General features: G+C 59.7%; 13 protein-coding genes. 4 read left to right on the top strand and 9 right to left on the bottom strand.

Annotated elements, in window-relative coordinates:
• Positions 1-46 precede the first annotated feature (46 nt).
• From ACQY1J_RS12485 to ACQY1J_RS12500, 4 genes are all read right to left on the bottom strand, one after another.
• Positions 47-1,675, bottom strand: coding sequence for a CTP synthase (locus ACQY1J_RS12485; RefSeq protein WP_062456928.1), 1,629 nt, complete (start codon positions 1,673-1,675; stop codon positions 47-49).
• Between the two features lie 135 nt (positions 1,676-1,810).
• Positions 1,811-2,284 (bottom strand): preprotein translocase subunit SecG, encoded by a 474-nt coding sequence (secG, locus tag ACQY1J_RS12490; protein ID WP_092662341.1) that lies wholly within the window; start codon positions 2,282-2,284, stop codon positions 1,811-1,813.
• A gap of 94 nt (positions 2,285-2,378) precedes the next feature.
• Entirely contained in the window at positions 2,379-3,149 is a 771-nt protein-coding gene (tpiA, locus tag ACQY1J_RS12495; RefSeq protein ID WP_430251739.1) for a triose-phosphate isomerase, read from the bottom strand.
• A gap of 244 nt (positions 3,150-3,393) precedes the next feature.
• A complete protein-coding gene (locus ACQY1J_RS12500) occupies positions 3,394-4,281 on the bottom strand; it encodes an alpha/beta hydrolase family protein (protein WP_430251741.1) in 888 nt (295 codons plus the stop codon).
• 195 nt (positions 4,282-4,476) lie between these two features.
• Between ACQY1J_RS12500 and parE the strand changes: the two genes are divergently transcribed.
• A complete protein-coding gene (gene parE, locus ACQY1J_RS12505) occupies positions 4,477-6,528 on the top strand; it encodes a DNA topoisomerase IV subunit B (protein WP_430251743.1) in 2,052 nt (683 codons plus the stop codon).
• A 37-nt stretch (positions 6,529-6,565) separates the two neighbouring features.
• Here parE and ACQY1J_RS12510 read toward each other — a convergent pair whose 3' ends face one another.
• Positions 6,566-9,112 carry an HWE histidine kinase domain-containing protein gene (locus tag ACQY1J_RS12510; RefSeq protein WP_430243510.1) on the bottom strand — a complete coding sequence of 849 codons (2,547 nt, stop codon included), beginning with the start codon at positions 9,110-9,112 and terminating at the stop codon, positions 6,566-6,568.
• Positions 9,113-9,378: 266 nt separating this feature from the next.
• Here ACQY1J_RS12510 and ACQY1J_RS12515 point away from each other — a divergent pair, with 266 nt between their 5' ends.
• Together ACQY1J_RS12515 and ACQY1J_RS12520 are read left to right on the top strand one after the other, a co-directional pair.
• Complete coding sequence (locus ACQY1J_RS12515) at positions 9,379-10,587, top strand: AI-2E family transporter (RefSeq protein WP_062580694.1); 1,209 nt, start codon at positions 9,379-9,381, stop codon at positions 10,585-10,587.
• Between the two features lie 84 nt (positions 10,588-10,671).
• Positions 10,672-11,109, top strand: coding sequence for a hypothetical protein (locus ACQY1J_RS12520; RefSeq protein ID WP_062580693.1), 438 nt, complete (start codon positions 10,672-10,674; stop codon positions 11,107-11,109).
• Between the two features lie 2 nt (positions 11,110-11,111).
• Here the strand turns inward: ACQY1J_RS12520 and ACQY1J_RS12525 are convergent, their stop codons facing one another.
• The 3 genes from ACQY1J_RS12525 to ACQY1J_RS12535 form a co-directional block, all read right to left on the bottom strand.
• Entirely contained in the window at positions 11,112-12,239 is a 1,128-nt protein-coding gene (locus tag ACQY1J_RS12525) for a DUF2336 domain-containing protein (RefSeq protein ID WP_062458049.1), read from the bottom strand.
• Between the two features lie 149 nt (positions 12,240-12,388).
• Positions 12,389-12,991 (bottom strand): flavin reductase family protein, encoded by a 603-nt coding sequence (locus tag ACQY1J_RS12530; RefSeq protein WP_062456946.1) that lies wholly within the window; start codon positions 12,989-12,991, stop codon positions 12,389-12,391.
• Positions 12,992-12,995: 4 nt separating this feature from the next.
• Entirely contained in the window at positions 12,996-13,571 is a 576-nt protein-coding gene (locus ACQY1J_RS12535; protein WP_192076894.1) for a nitroreductase family protein, read from the bottom strand.
• Between the two features lie 108 nt (positions 13,572-13,679).
• On the opposite strand from ACQY1J_RS12535, the gene ACQY1J_RS12540 reads away from it, so the two are divergent.
• Positions 13,680-14,669, top strand: coding sequence for a hypothetical protein (locus ACQY1J_RS12540; protein WP_174196665.1), 990 nt, complete (start codon positions 13,680-13,682; stop codon positions 14,667-14,669).
• A gap of 15 nt (positions 14,670-14,684) precedes the next feature.
• On the opposite strand, the gene ACQY1J_RS12545 is transcribed toward ACQY1J_RS12540, so the two are convergent.
• Complete coding sequence (locus ACQY1J_RS12545; RefSeq protein WP_062580687.1) at positions 14,685-15,527, bottom strand: lysophospholipid acyltransferase family protein; 843 nt, start codon at positions 15,525-15,527, stop codon at positions 14,685-14,687.
• Between the last annotated feature and the right edge of the window lie 11 nt (positions 15,528-15,538).

Consider the following 15,538-nt stretch of genomic DNA (forward strand, 5'->3'; position numbering starts at 1 on the left):
AAAGTGGTCAAAGAAAAACCCGGTCGAAGCCGGGTTTTCTCAGGTCTTAGACGAGACGGCTCTGTTCGAGCGCTGCCTCGACGAAACTCGCAAACAGCGGGTGCGGATCGAGCGGTCGGCTCTTCAGTTCCGGATGGTACTGAACGCCGATGAACCACGGATGGTCAGGGTATTCGACCGTTTCCGGCAGAAGGCCGTCCGGTGACATTCCCGAGAAGACGAGACCGCAGTTTTCCAGGCGGTCCTTGTATTGGACGTTGACTTCGTAACGGTGACGATGGCGCTCGGAGATATCCGTCGACCCGTAGATCTCAGCGATCTTGGTGCCCTTCTTCAGAGCCGCCTGATAGGCGCCAAGACGCATCGTGCCGCCGAGGTTGCCGGCGGTAGACCGCTTCTCGAGCTCGTTGCCCTTCAGCCACTCCGTCATCAAACCGACGACCGGTTCCTTTGCAGGACCAAACTCGGTCGAGGATGCGTCTTCGATGCCGGCGAGATGACGGGCGGCTTCCACCACCGCCATTTGCATGCCGAAGCAGATCCCGAAATACGGAACCTTGCGTTCGCGCGCAAACTGGGCCGCGAGGATCTTGCCTTCCGAACCCCGTTCGCCGAAACCGCCGGGGACCAGAATGCCGTGAACCTTCTCAAGCCACGGAGCCGGGTCTTCCTTTTCGAAGACTTCCGATTCGATCCACTCGAGATTGACCTTGACGTGATTGGCGATTCCGCCGTGATGCAGGGCCTCGATCAACGACTTGTACGCGTCCTTGAGGCCTGTGTACTTGCCGACGATCGCGATCGTGACCTCGCCTTCCGGCGTGTGGATGCGGTTGCAGACCTCTTCCCAGGCGTCCAGACGGGGCTTGGGAGCGGGTTCGATGCCGAACGCAGCCAGCACTTCCGAATCGAGGCCTTCCTTGTGGTAGGCCATAGGGACGTCGTAGATATTGGCAACGTCGAGCGCCTGGATGACCGCGGATGGGCGAACGTTGCAGAACAGCGAAAGCTTGCGGCGCTCGGCCTCCGGGATTTCCCGGTCTGCGCGCACCAGCAGGATGTCCGGCGCGATACCCAGCGCCTGCAGTTCCTTGACGGAATGCTGGGTCGGCTTGGTCTTCAACTCGCCGGCTGCAGCAATGAACGGCATCAGTGTCAGATGCAGATAGATCGTTGTTCCGCGGGGCAAGTCGTTCTTGACCTGGCGGATCGCCTCCATGAACGGCATCGCTTCGATATCGCCGACCGTACCGCCAACTTCGCAGAGGACGAAATCGTAGTCCTCATTGCCCTCGGTAACGAAATCCTTGATCTCGTTGGTGACATGCGGAATGACCTGAACGGTCGCGCCGAGGTAGTCGCCGCGGCGTTCCTTGTCGATGATGTTCTTGTAGATGCGGCCGGTGGTGATGTTGTCGGTCTTGGTCGCCGAACGGCTGGTGAACCGCTCGTAGTGACCGAGATCCAGATCGGTCTCAGCGCCGTCGTCGGTCACAAAGACCTCGCCGTGCTGCGTCGGGCTCATAGTGCCCGGATCAACGTTGAGATAAGGATCGAGCTTCCTCAGCCGAACCCGGTAACCCCTCGCCTGGAGCAGAGCTCCGAGGGCCGCGGCCGCAATTCCTTTTCCGAGGGAAGAAACCACGCCGCCTGTGATGAATACATATCGCGCCATGGGAGCCACCGAATACCTTCTGATTTCTGATTCCGCCAGCGGAATTTTCTTTTTCCGAAAAAAGTCTGTGGAATCTCCACAAACGAAAACCGGCAGGCTTTTGGCCCGCCGGAGTTTGTTGCCTTCAACCGTGCATTACTGGCCGGTTGGAACGCTGTTCGTCGGAGCGGGCGTTGCCGGGGCCGGTGTCGCAGGCGCAGCAGGAGCCGGTGCGGAAGGCGCTGCTCCCGTTGCCGGTGCTGCCGGAGCAGGCGCTGAACTCGCGCCATCCGATGGGACGCCGTTGCTTGCCGGCGGAGCGGTCGGTGCCGGGCCGAGCTGGTTCAAGATACCGTTGCCTGAACCCTGCTGGCTCTGCGGAATGCGGTCGAGAATATCCGTCGGACGCGATTCGTAGCGTGCCAGAATACCGAGCGCCAATGACGTGACGAAAAACAGCGTCGCCAGGATCGCCGTCGTGCGGGTCAGGGCGTTTGCCGTGCCGCGCGCCGACATGAAGCCGGAACCGCCGCCGATGCCAAGCCCTCCGCCTTCGGAGCGCTGGATCAGCACGACGCCGACAAGCGCCAGCACGATCATGAGATGAATGACGATCAGAACAGTCTGCATGAATAAGATCCCTGCCCCGTTGGCGAGGCAATAGAAGAAGTTTGGCGGCTCTTTACATGAGGCCCGCCCGCTTTCCAAGCCCCTATTGAACGGCTCAGGCGGTCAAGGCCTCATAGACGCCGTAGATGGCGAGAAAATCGTCGGCTTTCAAGCTGGCGCCACCGATCAATGCGCCATCGACATTTTCGATCGCCATCAGCTCCGCCGCATTGCCCGGCTTGACCGAGCCGCCGTAGAGGAGACGCATCCCCTTGCCGTCGTCGCCGAACCGCTTCACGAGTTCTGCGCGCATGAAAGCATGCGCGGCTTCCACATCGGTTGCGGTCGGCGTCACGCCGGATCCGATCGCCCATACGGGCTCGTAGGCAATGACCGTGTTTGCGGCCGTGGCATGGTCAGGCAGGGAGCCAGCGAGCTGACGCTTCAGGATATCGAGTGTCTGGCCGGTGTCGCGTTCGTCCGCCGTTTCACCGACGCAGACGATCGCGATCAATCCGGCCGTATGGGCAGCCTCGGCCTTGGCGCGAACGATCCGGTCAGTTTCACGATGATCGACGCGCCGTTCGGAATGGCCGACGATCACATGCGTGCCGAAGCAGTCGGCGATCATGTCGGCGGAAATTTCGCCGGTATGCGCACCGCAATCCTTCTGATGGCAATCCTGGGCGCCGATCATCAGCGGGCTGTCCGTCGAAAGTGCCGTCGCCACATAGAGAAGCGTGGCCGGTGGACAGATCAGGGTTTCGACCTTGTCCGAGAGAGGTCCCATCACGCCCTGCGCGATTGCCTTGATCTCGGGAAGGCTGTCCCGTGTGCCGTTCATCTTCCAGTTTCCGGCAATAAGCGGGCGAATTTCTGGTGTCATGTCGATCCCTGGTCCTCTCCTCCAGCCGACGCCGTTGAGCGCCGCCACCTAAACGTGCAGGACATGCCTCCCGACATATCCTTTCACACTTCGTACGCTGAATAATGAACGTATTTCAAGTGCTTGCATGGATCATGGATGGCGCAGCATGGCCCAGATGTCGTCCCGTTGCGGGTGGGAAGCGATCCACGCCGCGATTCAATCGGTTGAGAACCATTTAAACGCGCGATTGCAGCCAAACGGGTTATTTGTGGGCGATAAGCACGAAATTGAGGGCTTTGCGCCAGTCGATCATCCGAATGGGTGTTCCGTGCCCGCCTGTATTGAAAACGGACATACGGACCGGGTATCCGGAACTCTGCAATTTCCGGTAGACCTCGGTCTGTCCGCTTGCTGCGTAGACGCTGTCGGCGCTGCCGTGAGCGATATAGACCGGCAGTTTTGCCTTGGCCAACGGCGTTGACGGCAGACCCGGATCGGGTGGACCGCCCAGCAGCACCATGCCCTTCAAGGACCGGATCGTCGTGGCATCACGGCTCACGGCCTGACAGATGAATCCACCCATGGAGGCGCAGGCGAGGAGGACTGGACGTCCTGCCGATTTCTCCGACGCATAGCGAATAAGGGCAGCGATATCGGCAGCACCTTTGTCGTCGAAGGATTTTACGCTCGGCGAATAGTAGTTCCCGCCTGACGCGGTGACGAGGTTCTTCAGCCGGTTGAAATTGCCGCCGAACGTGTAGTCGTTGACGCCGAGCCGCCTGTCGCCGCCCCTGCCGTGGATGAAGATCACCGTGAGGGCGCCACCTTGAGAAGGTCCCACCCTGGTGACATCAAGGGTCCGTCCGGAGAAGGCCAGGGTTTCATTTTCCTGGACACGGCGCGGTCCAAGCGCCACATAGGCATTCTTGACCCGCCGCTCAGGCTCACTGTCACGACCGTTGATGTCGCGCAGTTCCTGGTAGTCTATCATCTCGTAAGCGCCGCCGTCCTTAGTCTCCAGCACCTCGAACCTGGAGAAAAGCTCGTCCTTGAACGGCTTGATGGGGCCTTCCTGCGCGAGGCTTGCTGAAGCGGTGAGCGCGACCATGCCAGCAAGAAGCGTGCCGAAAAAGAAATGAACTGTGGACATGCGGGCTTTCATTCGCAACCTTCTGTCTTCCAACTTGCCATGCTAAGGCCGAGGCAGCATTGCTGGCAGAGCCGCCGTGTGCGTACGGCATCGCGAGAAAGCCGGTTTTCTGGCAAAATCGCATGTGATTCGAAACAGCACGAGATGGGTATGGCTATCTCCTCCGCACCCCGACAGGTAGTACCGACACCGCCAATGGATGACAATAACGACCTTTTTGCCGATACGCCCGCTCTCCCCAGATCAGCGCCAGCGGAACCTGTACCCGCCGTCAAGGCAGCGCCTTCGCCGCGACGTCCGGCTATAATCGCCGCCGACGGCGACGACTACGGCGCATCGTCGATCCGCGTGCTGGAGGGGCTGGAACCGGTGCGCATGCGCCCCGGCATGTATATCGGCGGCACGGACGAAAAGGCTCTCCACCATCTGTTTGCCGAAGTCATCGACAACTCGATGGACGAAGCCGTGGCCGGCCATGCCAATTTCATCGAGGTGTATCTGGATACCGAAGGTTGCCTGACGGTTACCGATAACGGTCGTGGCATTCCTGTGGAAAACCATCCGCAAGTGCCCGGCAAGTCGACGCTCGAAGTCATCATGACCAAGCTTCACGCCGGCGGTAAGTTTGACGGAAAGGCTTACGAGACCTCGGGCGGCCTCCATGGCGTCGGCGTCTCTGTGGTCAACGCGCTTTCCGACATGCTGGAAGTCGAGGTTGCGCGCAACAAGAAGCTCTATCGCCAACGTTTTTCCCGCGGAGTTCCGCAAGGTGGGCTCGAAGAACTCGGTGACGTACACAATCGTCGCGGCACCCGCGTCCGCTTCCATCCGGATCCGCAGATCTTCGGCGATCACGCGAAGTTCGATGCCGGTCGCATTTTCCGCATGGCGCGCTCGAAGGCTTATCTGTTCGGCGGCGTCGAAATCCGCTGGAGCTGCGACCCGTCACTGGTTCAGGCCGGTGGCGATGTGCCGGACAAGGCAGTCTTCCATTTTCCCGGCGGTCTGAAAGACTATCTTTCGGCCACGCTCGGCAAGGATTTCACCGTCACTCGCGAAATCTTCGCGGGCCGCACCGAAAAGACCGGTGGTCACGGCGCCATGGAATGGGCCATCACGTGGTATGGTGGCGACCCGCAGGTTCACTCCTACTGCAACACCATCCCGACGACCGAAGGCGGCACCCATGAAGCCGGGTTGCGCATTGCGCTGACCAAAGGCCTGAAGAATTACGCCGAACTGACCCAGAACAAACGTGCCCGCGAAATTACCACTGATGACGTGATGATCTCGGCCGTGGGCATGCTGTCTGTCTTTATCCGCGAGCCGGAATTTGTCGGCCAGACCAAGGACAAGCTTGCGACCGTGGAGGCTCAGCGGCTCGTCGAGAACGTTCTGCGCGACCCCTTCGATCATTACCTGACCGGAAATCCCAACGAGGCCGCGAAACTGCTCGATTGGGTGATTGAGCGCTCCGAAGAGCGGCTTCGTCGCCGCAAGGAAAAAGAGGTCAATCGCAAGACGGCCGTGCGCAAGCTGCGCCTTCCCGGCAAGCTTGCCGATTGCTCACAGAACACGGCCGAGGGCGCCGAACTGTTCATCGTCGAGGGTGACTCGGCTGGCGGCTCGGCGAAGCAGGGCCGTAACCGGTTGAACCAGGCCATTCTTCCGCTCCGAGGTAAAATCCTCAACGTCGGCTCGGCAAGCCGCGAAAAACTCTCGGCCAACCAGCAGATCGCAGATCTCGTGCAGGCGCTTGGCTGTGGCACGCGGACGAAATACCGCGAGGAGGATCTTCGCTACGAGCGGGTCATCATCATGACCGACGCCGACGTCGACGGCGCCCATATCGCATCGCTGCTGATCACGTTCTTCTATCAGGAAATGCCCGAACTCATCCGCGGCAGCCATCTTTATCTGGCCGTGCCACCGCTTTACGTCATCCGGCAGGGTGGAAAGACCGTCTATGCCCGCAACGACGCGCATCGGGCCGAATTGATGGAAACGGTGTTCAAGGGCAAGAAAGTCGAAATCGGTCGCTTCAAAGGCCTTGGCGAGATGATGGCTGCGCAGTTGAAGGAAACGACCATGGACCCCGCCAAGCGCACGTTGCTGCGCGTCGGGATCGACGAGGTGGATTTCGAAGGCACGCGCGAGGCGGTCGACAATCTCATGGGCACGAGGCCCGAGGCGCGATTCCGGTTTATCCAGGAACGCGCCGCCTTTGCCGATAACCTCGATATCTGATTGCTGCGACCGGAAGACTTCCGGTCGCATTTTGAAGCTATCGTTCCAGAACCTTGCTGACGGCGGCGATCAACGCCGTCGCTTCATAAGGCTTGCGCACAACCGGCGCTGAAAACGTCGCCGGAATGATCGAGCGATCGCTGTATCCCGTCGCAAACACGAAGGGCACGTGACGACGCAGAAGTTCTTCCGCGATTGGAAGCGACGTACCGGATCCCAGATTGACATCGAGGATCGCGACGTCCGGGGTGAAATCCTTGAGGCGGCGAAGCGCGTCCGAGACCGAAGGCGATGTCGTTACCTTGTCGATACCATTGTCCGCCAGCATCGCCTCGACATCGGCTGCGATCAGCATCTGATCTTCCACAAGAAGGAACTCCAGATTGCCGAGTGATCGCTCGCTCGCCGTCCGTCCGCCGAGCCCATCCAGGTGGAGATCGTCCTCGGATGCCGCGTCATCATCTGCGTGAACGTGCTTGGAGGGGATGACAAAGACCGCGTTGACGCCCTCGGGCGGATAGTCGACCGATGCCCGACCATCTAGCTCGAAGGGCATGCTGCGGCTGATAAGGACACTGCCGAACCCACTGCGACTGGGCGCCTTTGTGACCGGACCACCGGTTTCCTTCCAGGTCAACTCGCAGTCGCCATCGGCGCTTCGGCCCCACTCGATGTCGAGCCGACCGTCAGATACCGAGAGCGAACCGTATTTTGCAGCATTGGTAGACATTTCGTGCAGGACGAGGGCCATGACGGAAAACGCACGGCTATCAAGCCAGAATCGCGGTCCGCTCATCGTCACGATGCGGCCGCTTCCCTTATAGGGCTGCAGTTCCGCTTCGAGAAGGTCGGCGAGATGTCCGCCATCGCCGCTGCGGACGACCTGATCGTGCGCATAGGCCAATGCCTGAATGCGTCCCTTCAGCGAGCCGACGTAATCAGACAGCGGTCTTGAGTCATCCACAGGATGCCCCACGAGCGCCTTGATCACAGACAGGATGTTCTTGACGCGGTGGTTGAGCTCCTCGTTGAGCATGCGCTGGCGCACGTCCGCCTTACCGCGCTCGTCCGCAAGCAGTTCGTTATGATGCAGTACGGTTTCGACAAGAACTGCCCTGATGGCGTCGGCAATCTCGAGATCCGTATCGGTCCAAGGTTGAGCCTTGAGGCGTACCTGTTCTTTCCAGATGGCGAAGCTCGACCTCGGCGTCAGTCGCTCCCCATGCGGTCCGCTGGTATACTGCTTGTCGGGATTGCCTGCCCAATCGAGGGTCTGCACGACTTCCTTGCGGAAGAAAAACAGATAGTCGCGAGGGCGCTGGGACAAGGAAATGGCAAGAACGCCGCTCACGTCGTCCGGCGAGATCATCGACAACGGTAGCGACCGAGACAATTCGGCCGTCGACCAAATCCGTCCGCCCGCGACGCCGCCGACCAGTTCCGCCAGTTCGGCAACGAGATGCTCCTGTGGCACGAGCCCCTGCCCTGTCCAGATCCCGTCAAGCCACAGCCCGACCCCATCGCAGGGTAGCATGCCGCCGAAATCATCCAGTGAACTTCTCAACAACCCGCTGATATCGTTGTGGTTGGAAGCGATCTGAAGGAATCGGTCGAGCGAACGTCTGGCAAGATTTGCCGTTTCGACCAGTTGCTTCTGTTTCAGCGCGCTCAAATGCAGGGAGAAGAACTCGCCGAACGTTTCTGCCGCAACGCGCTGGGGCATCGACAAGGTCTTTGGCGAATAGTGGTGGCAGGCCATCAGCCCCCACAACTCCCCATCAACGATGATGGACACCGACATCGAGGCAGAGACGCCCATGTTGCGAAGATACTCGCAGTGGATCGGCGAAACACTCCGCAGATGCGCGAAGGACATATCGAGCGGCAGGCCGTCTTCGCCCAACTCAGGGACGATGGCCACACGCTCGTTGTCAGCGTTGGAGATGACGCGGATGGTGTTCTTGATGTAGAGAATGCGTGCCTGTTTGGGGATATCCGCTGCAGGAAAATACTGGCCCTTGAAGCTCTCGAGGTCGCGGCGTTTGTATTCGCTGACGACCTTGCCGGACCCTTCCTCCTCGAAACGATAGACCATCACGCGGTCATATCCGAGCATGGCGAACATCAGCCGTGCAGCGTTCTCGATAAGCCTGTCGATGCTCTTCATGTTGCGAATGCGGCTGATCAACATGCGCGCAACTTCGAGCGGCTGGTCGGCGTCGTTGGAAGCCGGCTCGAACTCGATGATCACCTTGGAATCGAAACGATGCAACGAGATGTCGAAAGCTTTGCCTGACGGGAGTCGCAAGGCATGGCGTAGCGCCGGGCGTGCTGGATCATCGGAGGTCGCGAGCGCGTTGCGAAGCGAATGGGCCGCTTCGCCACCGACGACGTCCTCGAGTCTCCGGCCGTTGATGTCACCTTCAACACCGAGCATTTCTCCGACATTCGCAGAGTGGTGAAGAATCTCAGCGCCAGTTAAGTCGCAGGCAAGAAGGCAACCATGCGGTTGAATGCTCCCTGGGATGTGAATTGGCTCGCGGTCGCAATTTGTAAGGTCGACCGCCTCCGCATTGAGCATCATTAAAAGTCCTTGGATCTCGTCTTTTATAAAACACGCGTACGTGACGGTTATCTATTGTTCTGCTCTACCGAAACAAGGGGCGCTGACAAAGACGGTTTAGCCATCGCAATGCCCTAGATGAAGTTATGGTTCGGTGTTTTCACATTTGTATCGTATCTGAAGGATAGGCAGACGATGAAGGGCTCGGTTAAGAGGTCCACGGTAGGCTTGCAGCGTAATGGCCGACACACCATATCGGCGACAGCAATCGGGAGTGGCAGTATATCGTGAGCGCGCAAGATGATCGGAACATCCCTATAGAACCGCGTTGGCTGGGACCGGTCTCTCCCAATCGCATTGCTCTGATACCGGCGATATCGGCAGCTCGATGGCTTCTGGTCCTGATTGTTGCTGCGTCGATTTATTTCTTCTACGGCTTCCTTGTGCCGGTTCTGGCCGCCTTGGTCATTGGATTTGCGAGCTGGCCACTTTATCGCAAGCTCTTGGTCCGCGTTGGCGGAAACACGACAATCGCCGCGACGCTTGCCATTCTGTTCATCCTCGCCTTTCTGATTGTGCCGATCGGCGTCGCGATCAGCTACACCACGGGTGAACTGCGCCAGTGGTTCAGCTGGGCGGTCGAAGTGAACAGGTTCGGGGCGCCGCCTCCAGCCTGGATCATCGGCCTTCCCTGGGCCGGTGATTGGCTCGGGTTGCAGTGGACAAAGCATGTTGGGTCACCCGGCGCTATCGGCGAGCTTGTACAGATCGTTAGCGGAGCCAATATCGGCAATATCTACCGCGCCGTGATTGCTGCCGGAGATGGCGTCTTCCATCTTGTTCTGACCATGCTGTTTATGATGATCGCTCTGTTTTTCGTTTATCGTGACGGCGCATCGTTTTCACGCCAGATTGATCTTGTTGGTGAGCGCATCCTGCCGTCGCGGTGGGAGCGGATTTCGCGTGTCGTACCGGCGACAATCAGTTCGACGGTGACCGGGATGACGTTGATTGCGATCGGCGAAGGCATCGTGCTTGGCGTGGCCTACTGGATTGCTGGCGTCCCCTCGCCTGTGACACTTGGGGTCATCACTGGTGTAATGGCGCTTATTCCGGGCGGCGCGCCGCTTTCGTTCACGCTGGTATCTGCCTATCTCGTTGCCAACGGCTCGTTCGTCGCAGGGATCGGGCTGTTCACGTGGGGTGCGGTGGAATTGTTTATCGTCGACAAGACGGTTCGTCCGCGCCTGGTTGGCGGCCCTATCAAATTGCCATTCCTTCCCACATTCTTCGGCCTTGTCGGTGGTGTGAAAACCATGGGCTTTCTCGGACTGTTTATCGGTCCGGTTCTGATGGCGCTGATTGTGTCGATATGGCGGGAATGGATTCGCGAGGTCCGGATGGCAGAGACGACCGAAGTGCAATCGGCCGACCTTGCGGTGTCGCCGAGCGAAGCGGCGGAGCGGGCCTATAAGCGAAAGGCGCAAACGCCTTAAGTGTTCAGCCCCGCTGCGGTGGCGCCTCGCTGGCGCCATCATTGAGCAATCTAACCCCCAACAACCGCCATTGGGGAAAACAGCATGAATTCCGCGCTCATCGTCATGACTATTTTGGGCTGCAACGATTCGGCCACGGACTGCCGCTACATCTCGACCGTCGACCAGAGATGGCCAACGGTCGCCATGTGCGACGCCGTTTCCGAAGACAGGCTACCGTCCTATGCCAATCAGCCTTATCCGGTAATCATCGCCGTCTGCCAAAATCCGGACGATGCGATCGAGACAGCAACACAGTCGCAAACCCCTCCCGTGCGGGATCAAGCGTCCGAGCCGATAGCGGCGGCTCCGGAGCCAGACAGCGACGTAAGCGAGAAGCAGAAGGAAGGTCTGGCCAGCCGTGCGATCCAGCGGGTTCGCAACGTTTTGCCAACGACCGAAGGCGTCAAGACGCTCGTGACGACGCCCGTAAGGCTTGTCGAAGGCGGTTATTCGTGGGTTGCCAAGCGTTTCGACCGCTAAGCTCAGGCAGCAAGCGCTAACTCGCTCGCATAGGCCCGTGCGGCGAACCGCATCTCCAGACGATGCCGTCTCTCGATCATCTGGATCATATCCGAGACTGCCGGATGCTGCCCTGCAGCCCCTGAGAACCTCTCGATCAAACGACCGCAGACATCAGCGGTGGAACGACCCGCCGACGCGTCGCGCCAGAGCAGGACAGCCTCGACGAAGACGGCGGCAATCTCTCTTGTCAGACCACAGGCTTCAAAAAGGGCGCGAACGGCATGAAGGCGGCCTGTCGCCAGGATAGGCCTCACGCGACGCTCTCCGAGCCCGGAAAGGGTCGATACCGCCTCTGCAACGAGGTCCGCTTTGCCAAGGCAAAGGGCGTGGATCAGGAAAGACGGTGTGAGGCGTCCCGATGCCCGGAGATGCTCGACGAGTGCCGGCACTTCCTGCTGGGACGTCGTTCCTGCAATTGCAACGGTTGCCGCTTCGTCGGCCTCGCGGCCCACATATTCGATACGGCCGCGAGCAAGCGTCGAGCGGACCAGACCGCAGTTGAGAAGCGTGTCCGCGATGTGGCTAACGAGCATGTGGCGCGCTTCTGAAGGAAGGTCTTCGCGCTCGAGCAGAAGGTTGCGAATGTCGTGGCGCTGTCCATGCCGCTCGGCGATCCGGCGCAGGGATATGCCTGTGATCAACGCAGTGCCACTTTCGAGCAGAATCAGAATTTCCGGCTCGTCGCCGATTTCTGCAAGTGCTGCACAGGCGCCGCGGGAAAGATTTGGCCGCGAAGCGATCAGACGCCGGGTCATTCCATCGCCTCGGCCGATCAGGTCGACAAGATCCGAGTCGCTGATCACGGGCGAGCGGGCAATCACCGTACAGGCGATCTCGACCTGATCTTCCGCAAGCGCGAGGATGATTGCACGAGGAGCCTGAGGCGAATCGGCGATCGATTCTGCCAATGCGAGACGTACGCGCGGCGAAGGGTCATCGAGAAGGTAAGTGATCGCCAATCCGGCAGCCTTGCGCTCTTCCGCCCCCATCGCCGCGTGGAGATATGCCCGACCAAGGGCATCCGCTGCGCGGGAACGGTCCCCAGCCCTTGCCGTCTCAGCCCAACGAAGAAATGCCTGTACGATCACGACCTGCCCCGGAAACACAACGCTGCTGCTCCGTCTGGAACAGCCTGGTGCCACGGTAGAGACAAAAAGTTTAAGATTGGTTCACCATGTTCCACACCCGGCGCGGCGCACCTCACGCGTAGCCTGAACCAGGCCGAGAGTATGAAATCTCACGTCGGACGGATCAGTTCGAACACGCCCTCGCCGGCATCGGAATAGTCACGGTAGCCCATGCGGCCGACCGGTCGGGCAAGCTGCATGTCGATTCGGCCATCCCGGATGATGTCTTCGGAGATATGGATTCCGACCACCTCGCCAAACACCATGTAAGCGTCGGTGAGCTCGCCCTTGAGATCCTTCGGCTGGATCACTTCGGTAAGACGGCATTCCAGCGCGGTATAGGCCTCCGCAACGTAGGGCGCGTCGACGACCTCTCCCATTCTGGCGGTGAGGCCAGCCAGGTCGAACTCATTCACCCCGTAATCTACCGGAGCAGAGGAAGCGTTGACCTGTTCGGAAACATGGCGGCTGGCCATGCTTGCCGTGAAAAAACCCGTGTCCGACGCATTCTTCAGACTGTGCTTGCGTCCCGACGAGGAGAACATCACGATCTTGGGGTTATCGGACACGATGTTGAAGAAAGAATAGGGCGACAGGTTCAGCGAACCGTCGCGGCCTTTGGTACCGATCCAGCCGATCGGCCGCGGCGCCACGATGGCCTTGAAGGGATCATGGCGCATGCCGTGGGCGTTCGTGTCGGTGCGATAAAACATGCGTTCAACCTGCGTAGGTGACAATGTCGGCAAGAGCCGGCCGCGGCCGGTCCGGCGTCGCGAAATCGCTCGAGCCGATATGAATGAAACCCGCGACCTTTTCGCCCGGGCTTATGCCAAGAGCGGCGAGGGCTCGCTCGTCGTAGCACACCCACTCGGTGCGCCAGTTGGCAACATAGCCATGTGCATTTGCAGCCATCAGCATGTTGAGGCAGACAGCGCCAGCCGACAGGACCTGCTCCCATTCAGGGATTTTGACGTGGGGCTGCGCGGTGCTGACAACGGCAACGACAAGCGGTGCACGTGTGAAACGCGTCAGTTCAGCCTGTTTGGCCGGTTCATTCATCTCCGGGTTACCGGCGAGCGCGAGTTCAAGGAACGTTTCGCCGAGCTTTGTGCAAACGTCACCCCGATAGACGACAAGGCGCCACGGCGCGATTTTGCCATGATCGGGAACGCGGACCGACATGCTCAAGATCGATTCGAGCTCTTCTTGCGATGGGCCCGGGCCTGTGATCTGGGCAACGGGCGTCGAGTGGCGCTCTTGCAGGTAATCGCTGAGCTTCAGGTTGTTTTCCATGTCGAAAGCTTCCGATCGATACGTGATATAGAGGTAGGCCTTGAAAATGCCCGGACGTTCGTCTTCAAGTGGCTTCTCGCAAAACAAGAGTCAACGGGTCATATCCTGATGCCAGGCCTATCGTTCGTAACCCGTATCGCTGCTGCAGGCCTGCTGCTGTTGACCGCTGCCGACCTGGGTTTCGCGCAAAGCGATGCGTTCGGAAGCTTCCGCCAGCTCGACAGCACGGGGAAGATGCCCAAGCTGAACGCCTTCTCGGCCACACCGGGCGAAAGCGCCGGCTCGATCGCGAAGGATGTGCGGTTTGATGCCAGGCTGACGGCTGACAGCGACGTGATGCAGGAAGGTCTTGCCTGGCGCGTGTTCAGCCCGATTGCCGGTGTGGACGGCAAGCTTCCGCTTGTTGCAAGCTCCGACGGCGGATCCGCCGCCTTCCAGCTGGCGCCGGGTGATTATTTCGTGAATGTCGCGTTCGGCCGCGCCGGCGTCACGAAAAAAGTAACTGTACCCTCTGAAGGCGACTTCCAGAAACAGACCCTTGTCCTTGATGCCGGCGGGTTCATCCTGAACGCGGTTGCCGGAGCGGACCAGACTATCCCACCGGCACAGCTGAGCTTCTCCGTCTATGCGGCCGAAGTCCGCGAAAACGGCGATCGGGCCCTGGTGATGTCGGAGGTAAAGCCCAACACCATCGTGCGGCTTGCGACAGGGACCTATCACGTGGTCTCTGAGTACGGTGACATCAACGCCGTCGTGCGTGCCGACATCCAGGTGGAAGCGGGCAAGCTGACGCAGGCAGTCTTGCAGCACAAGGCCGCGGAGGTGTCGCTGAAGCTCGTGTCTCAGCCGGGTGGCGAAGCCATCGCCGACACGGCCTGGTCGGTGCTGACGGCTGCGGGCGACGTGGTCAACGAAAGCGTCAGCGCCCTGCCCTCCATGGTGCTGGCCGAGGGCGACTATCTCGCCGTTGCCCGCAACAAGGACAAGATCTATCAGCGCGAATTCAAGGTGACGGCTGGTAACAACGTGGATGTCGAGGTTCTGATGCGCAATGCCAACCCGTCAGATGCGACGACCGCTGCCGTCGTGCCCGACTGACATCGGCTTTCTGGGTCAACTGGCCTTCTTGAGAAACCGCTGACGTCTGACGGGTCGCATGGAGAAGACGGCACTGTGGAGCAGACCGAGCAACTCCTTGCGGTCTGTGGTCCCAGCCATATCGTCCCAGCTCATCACCCTGCCCACCCGTGCCGTGATCGACGTTCCAGACAGGCGTTTAAACTCGCGGATGAGAAGCGACAGCCTGAATGTCATCGAGATCCGGCTGGCCAGATGAAAGAGCCGACCATTCTGCCCCTCGAAATAGACCGGAACCACGTTGGCCCTGGTAGCCTGAATGAGTTTTGCGGCGAAGATCTTCCACGGCAGGTCGTCGGCAATGCCGAAGCCCTTCTTCGCGGTTGCGACACCGCCGGCTGGAAAGATAATGATGGTCGTGCCGTCTTTCAGCAGCCGTATCGCTTCGTTCCGCGTGTGCATGTTCAGCACCAGCGCCTCCTTCGTCTCCTCGAAGGATACGGGCAGCGAATAGGGTTCCATCTCAGGAACCTTCAGGAGATCGTTGTGGATCAGCACGCGGAAAGGTCGGCCGAGCTGTTCGGCAAGTGCCAGCACGGCAATTCCGTCTCCGATGCCGAACGGATGGTTTGCAACGATGACCAGTGGAGACTGCAGCTGTTCTTCGGGAGGCCATGCGCCTTCGATCTCGAGACCCACGTCGATGATATCGAGCATCTTGCCGAAGACGCGGTCGCTCTTGCCGACGATGTCGGTGCGCCAGATATCATACAGCCGGGCGAAACGATCGCGTCCCGAGAGCCCTTCGATAGACCGGATGAACCAGCGCTTGAAGCGCGGATCCCTGTCATTGGCGTAGGACAGTTCTCTGAACCGCAAATCAGTCTCCC

The sequence above is a fragment of the Neorhizobium sp. DAR64860/K0K1 genome, from assembly GCF_050500205.1.
GTDB lineage: Bacteria > Pseudomonadota > Alphaproteobacteria > Rhizobiales > Rhizobiaceae > Neorhizobium > Neorhizobium soli.

Coding starts and splice junctions, on each gene's coding strand:
- ACQY1J_RS12485 (WP_062456928.1), bottom strand. CDS start 1,675: ATGGCGCGATATGTATTCATCACAGGCGGCGTGGTTTCTTCCCTCGGA.
- secG (WP_092662341.1), bottom strand. CDS start 2,284: ATGCAGACTGTTCTGATCGTCATTCATCTCATGATCGTGCTGGCGCTT.
- tpiA (WP_430251739.1), bottom strand. CDS start 3,149: ATGACACCAGAAATTCGCCCGCTTATTGCCGGAAACTGGAAGATGAAC.
- ACQY1J_RS12500 (WP_430251741.1), bottom strand. CDS start 4,281: ATGTCCACAGTTCATTTCTTTTTCGGCACGCTTCTTGCTGGCATGGTC.
- parE (WP_430251743.1), top strand. CDS start 4,477: ATGGATGACAATAACGACCTTTTTGCCGATACGCCCGCTCTCCCCAGA.
- ACQY1J_RS12510 (WP_430243510.1), bottom strand. CDS start 9,112: ATGATGCTCAATGCGGAGGCGGTCGACCTTACAAATTGCGACCGCGAG.
- ACQY1J_RS12520 (WP_062580693.1), top strand. CDS start 10,672: ATGAATTCCGCGCTCATCGTCATGACTATTTTGGGCTGCAACGATTCG.
- ACQY1J_RS12530 (WP_062456946.1), bottom strand. CDS start 12,991: ATGTTTTATCGCACCGACACGAACGCCCACGGCATGCGCCATGATCCC.
- ACQY1J_RS12535 (WP_192076894.1), bottom strand. CDS start 13,571: ATGGAAAACAACCTGAAGCTCAGCGATTACCTGCAAGAGCGCCACTCG.
- ACQY1J_RS12540 (WP_174196665.1), top strand. CDS start 13,680: ATGCCAGGCCTATCGTTCGTAACCCGTATCGCTGCTGCAGGCCTGCTG.